At 71.8% G+C, this 17,190-nt stretch carries 14 protein-coding genes; 10 read left to right on the forward strand and 4 right to left on the reverse strand.

Translation table 11 applies throughout. The annotated features are described in order from the left end of the window. Nucleotides 1–52 precede the first annotated feature (52 nt). The 3 genes from AC3EQ1_RS12310 (at nucleotide 53) to AC3EQ1_RS12320 (ending at nucleotide 3,538) form a co-directional block, all read left to right on the forward strand. Nucleotides 53–1,492 carry a gamma-aminobutyraldehyde dehydrogenase gene (locus tag AC3EQ1_RS12310; protein ID WP_432094349.1) on the forward strand — a complete coding sequence of 480 codons (1,440 nt, stop codon included), beginning with the start codon at nucleotides 53–55 and terminating at the stop codon, nucleotides 1,490–1,492. Nucleotides 1,493–1,624: 132 nt separating this feature from the next. Then, nucleotides 1,625–2,815, forward strand: a complete 1,191-nt coding sequence (locus tag AC3EQ1_RS12315) for a polyamine ABC transporter substrate-binding protein (RefSeq protein WP_432094350.1) — start codon at nucleotides 1,625–1,627, stop codon at nucleotides 2,813–2,815. A 162-nt stretch (nucleotides 2,816–2,977) separates the two neighbouring features. Next, nucleotides 2,978–3,538 carry a Uma2 family endonuclease gene (locus AC3EQ1_RS12320; protein WP_432094372.1) on the forward strand — a complete coding sequence of 187 codons (561 nt, stop codon included), beginning with the start codon at nucleotides 2,978–2,980 and terminating at the stop codon, nucleotides 3,536–3,538. A gap of 78 nt (nucleotides 3,539–3,616) precedes the next feature. Here AC3EQ1_RS12320 and AC3EQ1_RS12325 read toward each other — a convergent pair whose 3' ends face one another. Beyond that, nucleotides 3,617–4,324: a glycerophosphodiester phosphodiesterase gene (locus AC3EQ1_RS12325; RefSeq protein WP_432094351.1), complete on the reverse strand. Its 708-nt coding sequence runs from the start codon at nucleotides 4,322–4,324 to the stop codon at nucleotides 3,617–3,619. Continuing rightward, entirely contained in the window at nucleotides 4,312–5,334 is a 1,023-nt protein-coding gene (locus AC3EQ1_RS12330) for an adenosine deaminase (protein ID WP_432094352.1), read from the reverse strand. The genes AC3EQ1_RS12325 and AC3EQ1_RS12330 overlap by 13 nt, the downstream gene beginning before the upstream one ends. Before the next feature lie 332 nt (nucleotides 5,335–5,666). On the opposite strand from AC3EQ1_RS12330, the gene AC3EQ1_RS12335 reads away from it, so the two are divergent. The 7 genes from AC3EQ1_RS12335 to AC3EQ1_RS12365 all read left to right on the forward strand — a co-directional run bounded on the left by AC3EQ1_RS12335 (nucleotide 5,667) and on the right by AC3EQ1_RS12365 (nucleotide 14,065). Beyond that, entirely contained in the window at nucleotides 5,667–6,440 is a 774-nt protein-coding gene (locus tag AC3EQ1_RS12335) for a DUF4190 domain-containing protein (protein WP_432094353.1), read from the forward strand. A 434-nt stretch (nucleotides 6,441–6,874) separates the two neighbouring features. Then, nucleotides 6,875–8,389 carry a gamma-aminobutyraldehyde dehydrogenase gene (locus AC3EQ1_RS12340; protein WP_432094354.1) on the forward strand — a complete coding sequence of 505 codons (1,515 nt, stop codon included), beginning with the start codon at nucleotides 6,875–6,877 and terminating at the stop codon, nucleotides 8,387–8,389. Nucleotides 8,390–8,441: 52 nt separating this feature from the next. After that, nucleotides 8,442–9,689: a polyamine ABC transporter substrate-binding protein gene (locus AC3EQ1_RS12345; RefSeq protein ID WP_432094355.1), complete on the forward strand. Its 1,248-nt coding sequence runs from the start codon at nucleotides 8,442–8,444 to the stop codon at nucleotides 9,687–9,689. Nucleotides 9,690–9,736: 47 nt separating this feature from the next. Beyond that, on the forward strand, nucleotides 9,737–10,906 hold the full coding sequence (locus tag AC3EQ1_RS12350) for an ABC transporter ATP-binding protein (RefSeq protein WP_432094356.1): 1,170 nt from the start codon (nucleotides 9,737–9,739) through the stop codon (nucleotides 10,904–10,906). Next, nucleotides 10,903–11,835 (forward strand): ABC transporter permease, encoded by a 933-nt coding sequence (locus tag AC3EQ1_RS12355; protein ID WP_432094357.1) that lies wholly within the window; start codon nucleotides 10,903–10,905, stop codon nucleotides 11,833–11,835. The genes AC3EQ1_RS12350 and AC3EQ1_RS12355 overlap by 4 nt, the downstream gene beginning before the upstream one ends. Further along, nucleotides 11,835–12,620 (forward strand): ABC transporter permease, encoded by a 786-nt coding sequence (locus tag AC3EQ1_RS12360; protein ID WP_432094358.1) that lies wholly within the window; start codon nucleotides 11,835–11,837, stop codon nucleotides 12,618–12,620. The genes AC3EQ1_RS12355 and AC3EQ1_RS12360 overlap by 1 nt, the downstream gene beginning before the upstream one ends. 5 nt (nucleotides 12,621–12,625) lie before the next feature. Continuing rightward, entirely contained in the window at nucleotides 12,626–14,065 is a 1,440-nt protein-coding gene (locus AC3EQ1_RS12365; protein ID WP_432094359.1) for an NAD(P)/FAD-dependent oxidoreductase, read from the forward strand. Nucleotides 14,066–14,328: 263 nt separating this feature from the next. On the opposite strand, the gene AC3EQ1_RS12370 is transcribed toward AC3EQ1_RS12365, so the two are convergent. Continuing rightward, entirely contained in the window at nucleotides 14,329–15,165 is an 837-nt protein-coding gene (locus tag AC3EQ1_RS12370) for a phosphatase PAP2 family protein (RefSeq protein ID WP_432094360.1), read from the reverse strand. A 379-nt stretch (nucleotides 15,166–15,544) separates the two neighbouring features. Continuing rightward, on the reverse strand, nucleotides 15,545–16,894 hold the full coding sequence (gene gabT / locus AC3EQ1_RS12375; protein WP_432094361.1) for a 4-aminobutyrate--2-oxoglutarate transaminase: 1,350 nt from the start codon (nucleotides 16,892–16,894) through the stop codon (nucleotides 15,545–15,547). Nucleotides 16,895–17,190 lie beyond the last annotated feature (296 nt).

The following is a 17,190-nucleotide window of genomic DNA, read 5'->3' on the forward strand; positions in this document are numbered from 1 at the left end:
AGGGTGGGGGTTGTCTCACCCATTGGACAATCTCTGACAGGAGGGGTGGCACGTGACCACCGAACTGCGTCGTCTGCGCAACTACATCGACGGGGAGTTCCGGGATGCCGCCGACGGGCGGACCACCGAGGTGGTCAATCCGGCCACCGGCGACGCATACGCAACGGCACCGCTCTCCGCGGCCGCCGACATCGACGCCGCCATGGCCGCCGCCGAGGCCGCCTTCCCGGCCTGGCGGGACCTCGTACCGGGGGAGCGGCAGAAGGCCCTGCTGAAGATCGCCGACGAGATCGAGCGGCGGGCCGAGGAGCTGATCGCCGCCGAGTCGGAGAACACCGGCAAGCCCATCGGACTGACCCGGTCCGAGGAGATCCCGCCCATGGTCGACCAGATCCGCTTCTTCGCGGGTGCGGCACGGCTGCTGGAGGGCCGCTCGGCCGGTGAGTACATGGAGGGCCTGACCTCCATCGTCCGGCGCGAGCCGGTGGGCGTCTGCGCCCAGGTCGCGCCGTGGAACTACCCGATGATGATGGCCGTGTGGAAGTTCGCCCCGGCGCTCGCCGCGGGCAACACGGTCGTGCTCAAGCCGTCCGACACCACCCCGGCGTCGACGGTCCTGCTCGCCGAGATCATCGGCGGCATCGTCCCCAAGGGCGTCTTCAACGTCGTCTGCGGCGACCGGGACACCGGCCGCCTGATGGTCGAGCACCGGACCCCGGCCATGGCCTCCATCACCGGCTCCGTCCGGGCCGGCATGCAGGTCGCCGAGAGCGCCTCCAAGGACCTCAAGCGGGTCCACCTGGAGCTCGGCGGCAAGGCCCCGGTCGTCGTCTTCGAGGACACCGACATCCCCAAGGCCGTCGAGGACATCTCGGTGGCGGGCTTCTTCAACGCCGGCCAGGACTGCACGGCCGCGACCCGGGTGCTCGTCCACGAGTCCATCCACGACGAGTTCGTCGCGGCCCTCACCAAGGCCGCCGAGGACACCAGGACCGGGCAGCCGGACGACGAGGACGTCCTCTACGGCCCGCTGAACAACGCCAACCAGCTGGCCCAGGTCGTCGGCTTCATCGACCGGCTCCCCTCGCACGCCAAGGTCGAGGCGGGCGGCCACCGGGTGGGCGAGAAGGGCTACTTCTTCGCCCCCACCGTCGTCTCCGGCCTCAAGCAGGACGACGAGATCATCCAGAAGGAGGTCTTCGGGCCGGTCATCACCGTCCAGAAGTTCACCGACGAGGAGCAGGCCACGCAGTGGGCGAACGGCGTCGAGTACGCCCTCGCCTCGTCGGTGTGGACCAAGAACCACGCGCGCGCCATGCGGATGTCGAAGAACCTCGACTTCGGCTGCGTCTGGATCAACACCCACATCCCGCTCGTCGCCGAGATGCCGCACGGCGGCTTCAAGAAGTCCGGCTACGGCAAGGACCTGTCGGGATACGGCTTCGAGGACTACACGCGCATCAAGCACGTGATGACGTCCCTGGACGGCTGATCCCCCGTCCGACGGACGGCCGCACCGGCCACGTCACCGGCGGCGCACCCCGACACCCTGTCGGGGTGCGCCGCCGGCGCCGTGACGCGGCGTCCATTGCCCCGCGGGCGGAGGCACCGGCATCCTTCCGGGGTGCCGGAGAACACCGCGGAACGCCCGCTCCACCGCCGCTCCCTGCTGCGCCTCCTCACGGCCGCCGGGGGAACCGCCGCACTCGCCGGCTGCGGGGTGCCGGCCGCGTACGTCGCCCCCGGGGACCGCGCCGCGCGCGACCGCTCCGCCCGCGACCGGCGCCTCGCCTTCGCCAACTGGCCGCTCTACATCGACACCGACGAGCGCGACGAGCAACGGCGGCCCACGCTCGCCGCCTTCGAGAAGCGGACCGGGATCTCCGTCGCGTACACCGAGGAGATCAACGACAACGACGAGTTCTTCGGGAAGATCGGCCCGGCCCTGATGAACCATCAGGACACCGGGCGGGACCTGATCGTCATCAGCGACTGGATGTGCGGCCGGTTCGTCCGGCTCGGCTGGGTGCAGGAGATGGACCGCTCGCGGCAGCCGAACGTCGCCCGGCACCTCGATCCGCTGCTGCGCAGCCCCGCCTTCGACCGGGGCCGCCGGCACACCGTGCCCTGGCAGTCCGGGATCACCGGCATCGCGTACAACCGGCGCATGCTGGGCCGGGAGCTGCGCCGCACCGCCGACCTGTGGCACGACGACCTGCGCGGCCGGGTCACCCTGCTCTCCGGCCTCGACGAGGCGTTCGCCCTGCTCATGCAGGGCGACGGCGTCGACGTCACCCGCTGGACGGCGGACGACTTCCACGCCATGACCGACCGGGTGCGGCGGCTCGTCGCGGACCGGCACATCCGCCGCTTCACCGGCAACGACTACATCAAGGACCTGTCCTCCGGCGATGTGCTCGCCGCCCAGGCGTACTCCGGCGACGTAGTCCAACTCCGCAACGACAACCCGGACATCGAGTTCGTGGTGCCGGAGGAGGGCGCCGAGCTCTGGTCGGAGAGCCTGATGATCCCCAACCTCGCCGGTCACAAGCGGAACGCCGAGGCGCTGATCGACTACTACTACGAGCCGGAGGTGGCGGCCGAGCTGGCCGCCTGGGTCAACTACGTCTGCCCGGTCCCGGCCGCCCGCGAGGTGCTGGCCGACGCGAAGGACGAGGAGACGGCCCGGCTGGCCGAGGACCCGCTGATCTTCCCCGACGCCGCCATGCGCAAGCGGCTGGCGATCGCCCGGGACATCACCTCGAAGGAGCGGCCGGAGTTCGCCCGGGAGTGGAACGCGATCGTCGGGCTGTGAGCCCGGCGGGGGAGCAGGGCCGGGAGCCCGGCTCTCCGCGGCCCCGCTTCAGCACACGTGACCGAGTGCGGTGCGTATCGTTGAACCACGCGGCTGCACGTGTCGACGCGGGCAGCGGGGAGGAGCGGCACGGTGACCGCCGAGCTGACCGACAGGATCGAGATGGCCGACAGTGAAGAGCTGACCTTGGACGAACTGTTCGAGCGGCTGGAGCACATGCCTGTCCCCGAGGGCTACAAGGTCGAGATTGTCGAGGGGACCGTCCACATGTCGCCGCAACGCCGTACGCACTGGAAGATCATCCGTAGGGTCCTCCGGCAGCTGGAGGACCACTTCGGCGGCGATGCGGAGATCGACTCCGATGTGCGGATCGATTTTCCGGGACGCCTCAACGGCTTCGCCCCCGACCTTGCCAAGGCCGTCGAAGGCGCGACGCCGGACGACAAGGGGCGGTTCGCCCCGCGAGACCTCGAATTCGTGCTGGAGGTCATCTCCAAGGGCACCGGCGCCAGCGACTACGGCAGCAAGAAGGCGATCTACGCAGAGTCCGAGGTGCCCGTCTATCTGATCGCCGACCCCTACCAGCGCAAGTGCCACCTGTTCACGCACCCCAAGGGCGGCGAGTACCGGAGCGAGCTGACGGTCAGCTTCGGTGAGCCGGTCGACCTCACCGGCACCTCGCTCGGGCTGGTGCTCTCCACCGAGGACTTCCCCCGCGACTGAACCGGGCCCTCCGCGTCCGGGCCCGCGTCCGGGCCCGCGTCCGGGCCCGCTTACGGGCCCGGCGCCGGGCCCCGGCGGTCACCTCTCCCGGCTGCCCCGTCGCGGAGGTGCGTCGATCGCCCGCCGCAGGCAGTCGATGCGGTTGGTGGTGATCGAGTCGACGCCGAGCCGCAGCAGCCGCCGCATCGTCCGCCGCGTGTCGGCGGTCCAGGCCGAGACGAGGAACCCGTCGGCGTGGAGCCGGTCCACCGACGCGGCGTCGAGCAGCCCGAACCGGTAGTTGAGCCAGCGCGGACGCAGCTCAGCCAGCAGCGTCGGCCGCGGCGGGGCGAGGGTCGTCCAGGTGAGGGCGATCTCCGCGTCGGGGTCCCGGTCGCGCACCGCCCGCATCGCCGTGGCACCGCCGCAGTAGTAGACCCGGTCACCGGCCCCGCGGTCGCGGACCTCGGCGACGGCCGCCGGTGCGGCCGAGGCGTCCGGGAGGTCGATCAGCGCCCGGACACCGGGGGTGGCGTGCACCGCCGCCAGGCCCTCGCCCAGCCCGGTGACACCGCCGCCGGTCAGCTCCCGCACCTCCCGCTCGGTGAACTCCGCCAGCGGGCGCTCGTCACCCCACAGCCGCTCCAGCGTCGCGTCGTGCAGCAGCACGGGCCGGCCGTCCCGGGTGAGCCGTACGTCCATCTCCACCGCGTCCGCGCCCCGGTGCACCGCGGAGCGCAGCGAGGGCAGGGTGTTCTCCCGGACCCGGTACGGGTCGCCGCGGTGGGCGACGGCTACCGCAGCCATGCGTCCGCGTACCCGTCGATCTCGGCGGCGAGCTTGGCCTTGGCCGGCTCGTCGAGGAAGGACGCCTCGACGGCGTTCTTCGCCAGCCCGGCCAGACCCCGCTCGTCGAGCTCCAGCAGCCGGGCCGCCACCTCGTACTCGGTGTTGAGGTCGGTGCCGAACATCGGCGGGTCGTCGCTGTTGATGGTGACCAGCACGCCGGCCCGGGACATCTCCTTGACCGGGTGCCGCTCCAGGTCCTCCACGGCGCGGGTGGCGATGTTGGACGTGGGGCAGACCTCCAGCGGAATGCGGTGCTCGGCGAGGTGCTCCAGCAGCCGCGGGTCCTTGACCGCGCTGGTCCCGTGGCCGATGCGCTCCGCGCGCAGGTGGTGCAGCGCGTCCCAGATCGTCTCCGGGCCGGTCGTCTCGCCCGCGTGCGGCACGCTGTGCAGCCCGGCCGCGATCGCGCGGTCGAAGTACGGTTTGAACTGCGGCCGGGGGACGCCGACTTCGGGGCCGCCCAGTCCGAACGAGACCAGGCCCTCCGGCTTCAGGTCCACCGCGATGCGCGCGGTCTCCTCGGCGGACTGCAGCCCCGCCTCGCCGGGGATGTCGAAGCACCAGCGCAGCACCACGCCCAGGTCCGCCTCCGCGGCCCGGCGGGCGTCCTCGATGGCCTCGACGAACGCCACATCCGGAATGCCGCGGCTGACCGAGGAGAACGGGGTGACCGTGAGTTCCGCGTAGCGGATGCTCTGCCGGGCCATGTCGCGGGCGACCTCGTAGGTCAGCAGCCGGACGTCCTCGGCGTCGCGGATCAGGTCCACGACCGACAGATAGACCTCGATGAAGTGGGCGAAGTCCCGGAAGGTGAAGTAGTCGGCCAGCGCCTCCGGGTCCGTGGGGACCTTGGAGTCGGGGTGGCGCGCGGCCAGCTCGGCGACGATGCGCGGGGAGGCGGAGCCGACGTGGTGCACATGGAGCTCCGCCTTGGGCAGCCCGGCGATGAAGGTGTGCAGATCGGGCATCGGTCCTCCTGAGGACAGCTCGGGTGCCGGGCAGGGATCATCGTAGGCACGGACCCGGCCGGTCCGGCACGGTGCGGGGCGCCTGATCCGGCGGGAGCCCTGATCAGGGGGTGCACCGCATGCGCCGGGGTGCCTGCACCCGCCGGGCCGCCCGGGCGGCCGGGGCGTCGGCCGGGTGCTCCCGGACGTACCGATACCCGTTCTGTGCGGGGCCGGTTCGGTTCTGTGCGGGACCGGTTTCCGGGGGAACAGCCGCTTCCGTCCCGGTCGTGTCGGTCCCCGCCCGTAGCATGGCGGAAGTCCGAAGGGGAGGGACATGAAGGGGGAGGGACATGACCGAGAGCGCCGAAGGGCCCGAGCGCCCGCAGCCGCGTGATCCCTGGGCTCCGCCGGAGCCTGCGGGGCCGCAGGGACCCCCGCCCGGGTCCTGGCAGGGCGGGCCGCCCCCGCCGCCGGCCCCACCTCCGGCCGAGGCCCCGGGGCCGCCCCGGGCGTCGGGTGGCCCGCCGCCGGTCTCGCCCGTCCCGCCGCCGCCGATCGCTCCCACCGGCCCCGGCGCGCCCCTCGGCCACGGCCCGTACGGCGCCGATCCCTACGCGACGGACCACGGAGCGGGACCGTACGGCACCGCTCCCAACGGTGCGGGCTCGTACGGCACCGGTTACGGCCCCGGTGGTTTCCCGGGGCAGCCGGGCGTCGGTCCCTACGGCGGGTCCGGCTACGGCCCGGGCGGACCCTACGGCCAGGGGTGGCAGCCCGCCGGGTACGGGGCGAGCAACGGCTTCGGAGTCGCCGGGCTGGTCATCGGCATCGTCGGCACGGTCCTCACCGCCTCCATCGCCGGTTTCTTCGTCGGGATCGTGCTCGGCATCCTCGCGATCGTCTTCGGGGCGCTGGGCCGGGGCAAGGCCGCGCGCGGCGAGGCCACCAACGGCGGGCAGGCGCTCGCCGGCGTCGTCCTGGGCGTCGTCGCGCTGGCCGGCAGCGCCCTGATCATGATCCTGCTGATAGCCGACGCCGCGAACGACGCGGAGCGCCGCGGTGCCTTGGAGGAGGGAACCGCGCGGGCGGCACCGGTGGTCCGGACGGTCACCGCGGACCGTTGATCGGTCGGCCGTCGATCCGGCCACTGATCCGTCGTGCGGCCCCGCGGGGGCGTGGCCGCGGGTCCCGGCCGGATTCGTGGGTCCGGGAGTTCCTGCCCGGTTCGGCGACGAGGACGTGATCGTCAACGCGGCCGGCCCGCCGGGTCCGCGCTGCGCCGGCGTCCCCGCTCGCATCGCCCCCGCTCACGACGCCCGGCCCCGAGCCGACCCGAGCGGTCCCGAGCCGCTCCCCCGCCCGGCACGTACACCCCCAGGCACTGGACAGTCCGTCCGCCCAGCCCCCGCCCGACCCGACGCAATGACCGAATCCGTCGCGTAACCAAAAGGCAACAACGGAATCCCTTGTTGAAGCGGGGGTGCTCTGTCAGGATCGGCCTTCACATCGAGCTGGAGCTACGCCGACCGCCATCACGGGGGACGCGGAGGAGAGCGATATGAGCCATCCCTTCCAAGCAGAGAACCGCTTCGCGGACGGGGCGCAGTACATCGCCGGACAGCTCCGGCCCGGAACCTCGGGCCGGGAGCACGCGGTGGTCGACCCGGCCACCGGAGACCCGGTGTTCACCTACGAACTGGCCGGAACCGCCGATGTGGACGCCGCCGTCGAGGCCGCCGCGCAGGCCTTCCCCGGCTGGGCCGGCGCCACCCCGGGCGAGCGCTCCGACGCGATGCACCGCTTCGCCTCCGTACTCGCCGAGCAGGCCGATGCGTTCGCGGACGCCGAGTCGCTCCAGTGCGGCAAGCCCATCAAGCTCTCCGCCGAGTTCGACGTGCCCGGCACGGTCGACAACGCGTCCTTCTTCGCCGGTGCCGCACGCCACTTGGAGGGGAAGTCGGCGGGGGAGTACAGCGGCGACCACACCTCCTACATCCGGCGTGAACCCATCGGTGTCGTCGGCTCGATCGCGCCCTGGAACTACCCGCTCCAGATGGCTGCCTGGAAGGTGCTGCCGGCCATCGCGGCAGGCAACACCATCGTCCTCAAGCCCGCCGAACTCACCCCGTTCACCTCGCTGATGTTCGCCCAGGCGGCCACCGAGGCGGGGATTCCCGACGGTGTCGTCAACATCGTCAGCGGCGCGGGCCGGGACGCGGGCGAGCACCTCGTGGGCCACCCGGACGTCGCCATGACCTCCTTCACCGGTTCCACCGGCGTCGGCAAGCGGGTCGCCGAGATCGCCACCGGCACCGTCAAGCGCCTCCACCTGGAACTGGGCGGCAAGGCCCCGTTCGTGGTCTTCGACGACGCCGACCTGGAGGCCGCCGTGCACGGCGCGGTCGCCGGTGCCCTCATCAACACCGGCCAGGACTGCACCGCCGCCACCCGCGCCTACGTCCAGCGCCCGCTCTACGACGCCTTCGTGGCCGGGGTCGCCGATCTGATGGCGACCGTCCGGCTCGGCGACCCGTTCGACCCGGCCACCGACCTCGGCCCGCTCATCTCGCACACCCAGCGCGACCGCGTCGCCGGGTTCGTGGAGCGCGCCCGGTCCTACGCCACCGTGGTCACCGGCGGCGAGGCGCCGCAGGGCGACCTGGCGAAGGGCGCCTACTACCGGCCCACGCTGGTCACCGGCGCCACGCAGGACAGCGAGATCGTCCAGTCGGAGATCTTCGGCCCGGTCCTCGTGGTGCTGCCCTTCGACAGCGACGACGAGGGCATCGCCCTCGCCAACGACACCCCCTACGGCCTCGCCGCCTCCGCCTGGAGCCGCGACGTCTACCGCACCGGCCGGGCGACCCGCGAGATCAAGGCCGGCTGCGTCTGGGTCAACGACCACATCCCGATCCTCAGCGAGATGCCGCACGGAGGCTACAAGGCCTCCGGTTTCGGCAAGGACATGTCGGCGTACTCCTTCGAGGAGTACACGCAGGTCAAGCATGTGATGTTCGACAACACCGCGGTGGTCCGGAAGGACTGGCACCGCACCGTCTTCGGGGACCGCTGATACCGAGAGACCGGCTGACACACCGGCTGACACCCGTGAAGGGGCACAGCGCATGGAGCAGTACGAGCCAGAGACCCTGTCGGCGGCGCAGTTGGCCGCCGTGCGGCGCAGCATGACCGAGGGCCGCATGGCCATGAGCCGCCGGTCGCTGCTGCGCGCGACCGGCGGCGGCGCCCTCGCCCTCGGTGGGCTCGGCGCCCTCACGGGGTGCGGCATCCCGCCCGCCGGGCGGACCGCGGAGACCGGCTCGGCCGACGACCACTCGGACGAGGAGAAGCGGCTCACCTTCTCCAACTGGACCGAGTACATCGACGTCAGCGACGACAACAAGCGCCGCCCCAGCCTGGACGCGTTCAAGCGCCGGACCGGCATCACGGTCAAGTACACCGAGGACATCAACGACAACGTCGAGTTCTTCGGCAAGATCAAACCGCAGCTGGCAGGCGGCCAGGACACCGGGCGCGACCTGATCTGTGTCACCGACTGGCTCGCCGGCCGCATGATCCGGCTCGGCTGGATGCAGAAGCTCGACCAGACGAATCTGCCCCACGCCTACGCCAACCTGGCCGAGGGCTTCCGCACCCCCGACTGGGACCCGGTGCGCGCCCACTCCTACGCCTGGACCGGCATCCCCGCCGTCATCGCGTACAACGAGAAGGCCACCGGCGGCCGCAAGGTCACCTCCATCTCCCAGCTGCTGGAGGACAGCCGCCTCAAGGGCCGGGTCGGCATGCTGACCGAGATGCGCGACACCGTCGGGCTGACCCTCCTCGACATGGGCAAGAAGCCCGAGGACTTCACCGCCGACGACTACGACGCCGCCGTCGCCCGCCTCCAGAAGGGCGTCGACCGCAAGCAGATCCGCCGCTTCACCGGCAACGACTACATCGACGACCTCAACAAGGGCGACCTCGCCGCCTGCGTCGCCTGGGCGGGCGACCTGGTGCAGCTCCAGGCCGACAACCCGGCCGTCAAGTTCGCCCTCCCGGACGCCGGCTTCATGATGTCCTCCGACAACCTGCTGATCCCCAACAAGGCCCGGCACAAGCGGAACGCCGAGCGGTTCATCGACTACGTCTACGAGCCGAAGACCGCCGCGAAGATCGCCGCCTACATCAACTACGTGTGCCCGGTCGACGGTGTGCGCGAGGAACTGGCGAAGATCGACAAGAAGCTCGCCGCGAACCCGCTCATCATCCCGGACGACGAGTTCACCGAGAAGGCGCACACCTTCCGGCTGCTGTCCGGCAAGGAAGAGACGGATTTCGAGGAGAAGTTCGCCAAGCTCATCGGCGCCTGACCGCCCCGGCCCCCCCGCCCGTACGAACACACCTGGGATCCGCACCCATGACTGAGACCCCCTCGACCGCCGGCAGCGGCGGAGACGTCCGCCTCACCGGGATCAGCAAGACCTACGGCTCCTTCACCGCCGTGCACCCGCTCGACCTCTCCGTGCCCGCGGGCTCCTTCTTCGCCCTGCTCGGCGCCTCCGGCTGCGGCAAGACCACCACCCTGCGCATGATCGCGGGGCTGGAGGAGCCGACCTCCGGCAGCGTCCTGCTGGACGGCACCGACGTCACCGGCCTCCCGCCGTACAAGCGCCCGGTGAACACCGTCTTCCAGAACTACGCGCTCTTCCCGCACCTCGACATCTACGAGAACGTCGCCTTCGGCCTCCGCCGCCGCGGCATCAAGTCGGTGAAGAAGCAGGTCGGCGAGATGCTCGACCTGGTCCAGCTCGGCGACTTCGCCCGCCGCAAGCCGCAGCAGCTCTCCGGCGGCCAGCAGCAGCGCGTCGCCGTCGCCCGCGCGCTGATCAACCACCCCCAGGTGCTGCTCCTCGACGAGCCGCTGGGCGCCCTCGACCTCAAGCTGCGCCGCCAGATGCAGCTGGAGCTCAAGCGCATCCAGACCGAGGTCGGGATCACGTTCGTGCACGTCACCCACGACCAGGAGGAGGCCATGACCATGGCCGACACGGTCGCGGTGATGAACGGCGGCCGGGTCGAGCAGCTCGGCGCCCCCGCCGACCTCTACGAGAACCCGCGCACCACCTTCGTCGCCAACTTCCTCGGCACCTCCAACCTCATCGAGGCCGAGATAGCCGAGTCCTCCGGCGACGACCTGCTGCTGAAGGCCGCCGACAGCAAGCTCCGGCTGCCCGCGGCCCGATGTTCCGCCCCCACCCGCACCGGCGGGAAGCTGCTGGCCGGCGTCCGCCCCGAGAAGGTGTCCCTGGTCCACGCCGACGAGGCCGGGTCCATCGACGACGGGCGCAACCGGCTGACCGGCCGCATCGTGGACGCCAGCTTCATCGGGGTCTCCACCCAGTACCTGATCGACAGCCCGGCCGGCGGCCGGCTCTCGGTCTACGAGCAGAACATCGAACGCGACTCCCGGCTGGTGCCCGGCGCCGAGGTCGTCCTGCACTGGAACCCGGCCCACACCTTCGGCCTCGACGCCTCCCAGTCCGTGCTCGACGGAACGGTCGGCGGCACCGACGAGGAGGCCGCATGAAGGTCTCCACCGCGCCCGCGGCCGACGTCCCCGAGGCGCCGCCCCTCGCGACGGGCAAGGCCGGCCGGCGCAAGCGCCTCGTCCCGTACTGGCTGCTGCTGCCGGGCCTGGTGTGGCTGGTGGTGTTCTTCGCCGCCCCGATGGTCTACCAGGCCTCCACCTCGGTGCAGACCGGCTCCCTCGAAGAGGGCTTCAAGGTCACCTGGCACTTCGTCACCTACTGGGACGCGCTGAGCGAGTACTACCCGCAGTTCCTGCGCTCGGTGCTCTACTCCGGCACCGCCACCGCGCTCTGCCTGCTGGTCGGCTACCCGCTGGCGTACACCATCGCCTTCCGGGCCGGCCGCTGGCGGAACCTGGTCCTGGTGCTGGTCATCGCGCCGTTCTTCACCAGCTTCCTCATCCGCACCCTGGCCTGGAAGACGATCCTCGCCGACGGCGGCCCGGTGGTCGGCGCGCTCAACACCCTGCACGTCCTGGACGTGACCTCGTGGCTCGGCGTCACCGACGGGCAGCGGGTGCTGGCCACCCCGCTCGCGGTGATCTGCGGACTCACCTACAACTTCCTGCCGTTCATGATCCTGCCGCTCTACTCCTCGCTGGAGCGGATCGACGTCCGGCTGCACGAGGCGGCGGGCGACCTCTACGCCCGGCCCTTCACGGCCTTCCGGAAGGTCACCTTCCCGCTGTCCATGCCGGGCGTGGTCGCCGGAACCCTGCTCACCTTCATCCCCGCGACCGGTGACTACATCAACGCGGAACTGCTCGGCTCCACCGACCAGAAGATGGTCGGCAACGTCATCCAGTCGCAGTTCCTCCGGGTGCTCGACTACCCGACGGCCGCCGCGCTGTCCTTCATCCTCATGGCCGCGATCCTGGCCATGGTCACCGTCTACATCCGCAAGTCCGGGACGGAGGACCTCGTCTGATGCGGTGGCTTCGACGCAACCTCGTGGTGCTCGCGGGCATCCTGACGCTCGCCTATCTGATCGTGCCGAACGTCATCGTCATGATCTTCTCCTTCAACAAGCCCAACGGCCGGTTCAACTACGAGTGGCAGCGGTTCTCCACCGACGCCTGGACCGACCCGTGCGGCGTCGCCGACCTCTGCGGATCGCTCTCCCTGAGCCTGCAGATCGCCCTCTGGGCGACCGTCGGCGCCACCGTCCTCGGCACGATGATCGCCTTCGCGCTCGCCCGCTACCGGTTCCGGGCCCGCGGCGCCGTGAACACCCTGATCTTCCTGCCGATGGCGATGCCCGAGGTGGTCATGGGCGCCTCGCTCGGCACCCTCTTCCTCAACATGGGCGCCCAGTTCGGCTTCTGGACGATCCTCATCGCCCACATCATGTTCTGCCTGAGCTTCGTGGTCACCGCGGTCAAGGCCCGGGTGATGAGCATGGACCCCCGTCTCGAACAGGCCGCCCAGGACCTCTACGCCTCGCCCGTGCAGACCTTCCTGCGGGTGACCCTGCCGATCGCCGCGCCCGGTATCGCCGCCGGCGCGCTGCTCTCCTTCGCGCTCTCCTTCGACGACTTCATCATCACCAACTTCAACGCGGGCTCGACCGTCACCTTCCCCATGTTCGTCTGGGGCTCGGCGCAGCGCGGCACGCCCGTCCAGATCAATGTCATCGGCACCGCGATGTTCGCCGTCGCCGTCCTGTGCGTACTCGCCGGCCAACTGCTGGGAAACCGCCGCAAGAGGAGCTGAGAACCATGGCACGAGCTGCCATGCCGCGCACCGCCCCGACCGCCACGGACCCCGTGGCCGTACGGTCCCTCGCCGACGCCGAGCCGGCCCCGTACTGGCTCGACGACCCCGGCAGGCCCCGGGCCCGCCCCGCCCTCGTCGGCGACGAGCGCTGCGACCTGCTCGTCGTCGGCGGCGGGTACTCCGGCCTGTGGACCGCGCTGCTGGCCAAGGAGCGCGACCCCGGCCGGGACGTGGTGCTCATCGAGGGCCAGGAGGTCGGCTGGGCCGCCTCCGGGCGCAACGGAGGCTTCTGCGCCGCCTCCCTCACCCACGGCTTCGCCAACGGACTCTCCCGCTGGCCCGGGGAGATCGCCAAGCTGGAGGAGCTGGGCAGCCGCAACCTGGACGCGATCGAGTCCGCCGTCGACCGCTACGGCATCGACTGCGCCTTCGAACGGACCGGCGAGATCGACGTCGCCACCGAGCCGCACCAGGTCGCCGAGTTGCGGGAGGCCTCCGAGGAGGCCGCCCGGATGGGCATCGAGCTGCCCTTCCTGGACCGCGATGAGGTACGGAAGGAGGTCGACTCGCCGACCTTCCTGGCCGGCGTCTGGGACCGCACCGGCGTGGCCATGCTCAACCCCGCCCGGCTGGCCTGGGGACTCAAGCAGGCCTGCCTCGACCTGGGCGTACGGATCCACGAACGGACCCGGGCCACCGAACTCGCCCCCCACGGCGCCGGTGTCGTGGTCCGCACCCCCTACGGCCGGGTCCGCGCCCGGCAGGTCGCGCTCGGCACCAACGCCTTCCCGAACCTGGTGCGCCGGATCCGCCCCTTCGTCGTGCCGGTCTACGACTACGCCCTGATGACCGAACCGCTCACCGAGGAGCAGCTCGCCGCCATCGGCTGGCGGAACCGGCAGGGGCTGAGCGACAGCGCCAACCACTTCCACTACTTCCGGCTGACGGACGACAACCGCATCCTCTGGGGCGGCTACGACGTCATCTACCACTACGGCGGCCGGATCGCCGAGGACTACAACCAGCGCCCGGAGACCTTCGCCAAGCTCGCCGCGCACTTCTTCCGCTGCTTCCCGCAGCTGGAGGGGGTGCGGTTCAGCCACACCTGGGGCGGGGTCATCGACACCTGCTCCCGCTTCTCGCCGTTCTTCGGCACGGCCCACGGCGGCCGGGTCGCCTACGCCCTCGGCTACACCGGCCTCGGGGTGGGCGCGACCCGCTTCGGCGCGGACGTGATGCTCGACCTGCTGGCCGGGGAGCGCACCGAGCGCACCGAGTCCGAGATGGTCCGGACGAAGCCGCTGCCGTTCCCGCCGGAACCGGTGCGCTGGGCGGGCATCGGGATCACCCAGTGGGCGCTGGCCCGTTCCGATGCCAACGGGGGGCGCCGGAACCTCTGGCTGAAGGCGATGGACCGGGTGGGTCTGGGCTTCGACTCCTGAGCCGGCGGCCGGATCCCCATGCTCCGCGCGTCCCGGGGGTCCGGTCCCGGGGCGCCCGGAGCCGGGGGGCTCCGGGCGCGGCCGCTCTCCCGGCCGAGGGCCGATGGCGGACGGCCGAAGGGGGACGGCCGAGGGCCGACGGCCGAGGGTGGACGGCTGAGGGTCGACGGCCGCCGGATACGGATGGCCGGTGGTCGGCGTTCGGGGGCGTCGCAGGTGAGCCGCGTGCGGGGCGGGAGGGGGCACGCCCCTGGTGCCCGTTCTCAGCTCTCCTTGGCGTCCGGGTGCGCTGTGGCGTCCGGGTGCGCCGCGGCGTCCGGGTTCGTGACGGCGTTCGGGCCCGCTCCGGCCTCAGGGTGTGCCCCGGCCTCAGGGTGTGCCCCGGCGTCCGGGTTCGTCCCGGCGTCCGGGTCCGCTCCGGCGTCCGGGTCCGCTCCGGCCTCCGGGGCTTCTCCGGTGCCCCGGCGGCCCCGGGACGCGGTGCTCCAGCGGACGGCGCACGCCACCCCCCACAGCAGCAGCCCGCACAGGAACCAGCTGCCGACGACATCTAGCGGCCAGTGGTAGCCGCGCCGCACCAGCCCCGCTCCCACCCAGAGGTCCAGCAGCACGACGCACACGACGGCGGTGCGGCGTACGAGGGCGCGCCGGAGGTGGGGGAGCAGCAGGAGGAGCGCCGCGCCATAGGCGACCGTGGCCGTGGCCGCGTGCCCCGAGGGGTACCAGCCGTAGTTCTCCGCCGGTCCGAGCGGCCCCGGTCGGGCGATCCACAGCTTCAGCGGGACGACGAGCGCCGGAACGGCCGTCATGGCCGCCACCGCCACGAGCGGCGGCAGCCACCACCGCGGACGGGCGCCGGCCCCCTCGCCCTCCCGCCGCCGGCCGCGCCCCCGCGCCCGGCCCAGCCACCCGGACCAGCAGAGCGCGGCAGCCAGGACGGGCAGCGCGGGCACCATGGCGCCCAGATCCGCGCCGGCCTCGGCGATCACGGACGGGGTGTGCGGGCGGAACACCGCCCGCCCCAGCCGCTCGTCCAGCGCGAGCAGCGGTCCGCCCGCCGCCACCTGCCAGGTGACCAGCGCGAACAGGACCGCGCACACCGCCGGGAGCAGAGGTGCGGAAAACGCCGACCGCCCCGGAACAGGGGGGAGAGTTCCGGGGCGGTCGTAGCGACCGGTGTGCCGCGCGCCCCGGGGGGTATGGGGCGGGCGGCCGTCCGATCGGTGAGGAGTTCCGGAGCCGAAGGCTCCAGTGGTGTGCGCGAGGGCACGGCCGGGCCGAGGCTGGGGATGCGCCGACTCGACATCGCCCGCAGTCCCCTGCGAGCGGGGTGTTTCTCTCATCTGCCGAAACCGTACGCCAGGCGGAGCGGGCCCGACAGCCGGATCACCCGTCCGCCATGGCCCCCGCACACATTCTTCACCTGCCCCCGCGTACCGGTCGGAATCAGAGCCCGGCTGTTCCGTGCCCCGCTCGGAATCAGAGCCCGGCGAACGCGTTCTCGATGATCTCCAGACCCTCGTTGAGCAGGTCCTCGCCGATCACCAGCGGCGGCAGGAAGCGCAGCACGTTGCCGTAGGTGCCGGTGGTGAGGACGAGCAGACCCTCGGCGTGGCACGCCTTGGCGAGCGCGGCCGTGGCCTCCGGGTTGGGGTCCTTCGAGCCGGACTTCACCAGCTCGATCGCGATCATCGCGCCCCGGCCCCGGACGTCGCCGATGATGTCGAACTTCTCCTGCATCGCGGTGAGCCGCGGCTTCATGATCTGCTCGATGCGCTGCGCCTTGCCGTTGAGGTCCAGCTCGCGCATGGTCTCGATCGCACCGAGCGCCGCGGCGCAGGCCACCGGGTTGCCGCCGTAGGTGCCGCCCAGGCCGCCGCTGTGCGCGGCGTCCATGATCTCGGCGCGGCCGGTGACGGCGGCGAGCGGCAGGCCGCCCGCGATGCCCTTCGCCGTGGTGATCAGGTCCGGGACGATGCCCTCGTCCTCACAGGCGAACCACTGGCCGGTGCGGCAGAAGCCGGACTGGATCTCGTCCGCGACGAAGACGATCCCGTTGTCGTTGGCGAACTTCACGATCGCCGGCAGGAAGCCCTTGGCCGGCTCGATGAAGCCGCCCTCGCCGAGGACCGGCTCGATCACGATCGCGGCGACGTTCTCTGCCCCGATCTGCTTGTTGATCATGTCGATGGCCTGGGCCGCGGCCTCCTCGGCGCAGTTCTCCGGGCCGGTCAGCCAGCGGTAGGGGTAGGCCACCGGGACCCGGTAGACCTCCGGCGCGAACGGGCCGAACGAGTGCTTGTACGGCATGTTCTTGGAGGTCAGCGCCATCGTGAGGTTCGTGCGGCCGTGGTAGCCGTGGTCGAACACGACGACCGCCTGGCGGCGGGTGTGCGCGCGGGCGATCTTCACCGCGTTCTCCACCGCCTCGGCGCCGGAGTTGAACAGCGCCGACTTCTTGGCGTGGTCGCCGGGGGTCAGCTCGGCGAGCTGCTCGCAGACCTCCACGTAGCCCTCGTACGGCGCCACCATGAAACAGGTGTGCGTGAAGTCGGCGAGCTGGGCCGAGGCACGGCGCACGACGGCCTCCGCGCTGTTGCCGACCGACGTCACGGCGATGCCCGAGCCGAAGTCGATCAGCGAGTTGCCGTCCACGTCCTCGAGGACGCCGCCGCCCGCGCGCTTGGCGAAGACCGGCAGCACGGAACCGACGCCGCCGGCGACCGCGGCGGTACGGCGGGCCTGCAACTCCTGCGACTTCGGGCCGGGGATCGCGGTGACGACGCGGCGCTCCTGCGGGAGCGAGGGGCCTCCGGCGGTTGCGGTCATGGTGATCTCCTGTGCTCGTGGTCGGGGGTGTACGTCTGCGGAGGAACGTGGTCCTACTCACGCAGGCTAGGGCCGGGGGGCGGGGTCGGGCATGCTCCGTTCGGTAGCGCTGGGCGTGTGTCGTTGTCCGTGGCGGACATAGGCGGGGTTCCGCTGCGGGGCGGGGCGGCCTGGGCGGGGGCCGGGGTGCGGGGCCGGTGCCGGGTGCGCGGGTGCCGGTTGGGTGGGTGCGGGTGGTCTTGGGTTTCGGGGGTGGGGGGGGGGGGGGGGGGGGGGGGGGGGGGGGGGGGGGGGGG

The organism is Streptomyces sp. bgisy100, assembly GCF_057709105.1.

Excerpts from the sequence above, each read along its gene's own strand:
- AC3EQ1_RS12340 (WP_432094354.1), top strand. The coding sequence starts at position 6,875 with ATGAGCCATCCCTTCCAAGCAGAGAACCGCTTCGCGGACGGGGCGCAG.
- AC3EQ1_RS12345 (WP_432094355.1), top strand. The coding sequence starts at position 8,442 with ATGGAGCAGTACGAGCCAGAGACCCTGTCGGCGGCGCAGTTGGCCGCC.
- AC3EQ1_RS12320 (WP_432094372.1), top strand. The coding sequence starts at position 2,978 with ATGGCCGACAGTGAAGAGCTGACCTTGGACGAACTGTTCGAGCGGCTG.
- AC3EQ1_RS12325 (WP_432094351.1), bottom strand. The coding sequence starts at position 4,324 with ATGGCTGCGGTAGCCGTCGCCCACCGCGGCGACCCGTACCGGGTCCGG.
- AC3EQ1_RS12360 (WP_432094358.1), top strand. The coding sequence starts at position 11,835 with ATGCGGTGGCTTCGACGCAACCTCGTGGTGCTCGCGGGCATCCTGACG.
- AC3EQ1_RS12355 (WP_432094357.1), top strand. The coding sequence starts at position 10,903 with ATGAAGGTCTCCACCGCGCCCGCGGCCGACGTCCCCGAGGCGCCGCCC.
- AC3EQ1_RS12330 (WP_432094352.1), bottom strand. The coding sequence starts at position 5,334 with ATGCCCGATCTGCACACCTTCATCGCCGGGCTGCCCAAGGCGGAGCTC.
- AC3EQ1_RS12365 (WP_432094359.1), top strand. The coding sequence starts at position 12,626 with ATGGCACGAGCTGCCATGCCGCGCACCGCCCCGACCGCCACGGACCCC.
- AC3EQ1_RS12335 (WP_432094353.1), top strand. The coding sequence starts at position 5,667 with ATGACCGAGAGCGCCGAAGGGCCCGAGCGCCCGCAGCCGCGTGATCCC.
- AC3EQ1_RS12350 (WP_432094356.1), top strand. The coding sequence starts at position 9,737 with ATGACTGAGACCCCCTCGACCGCCGGCAGCGGCGGAGACGTCCGCCTC.
- gabT (WP_432094361.1), bottom strand. The coding sequence starts at position 16,894 with ATGACCGCAACCGCCGGAGGCCCCTCGCTCCCGCAGGAGCGCCGCGTC.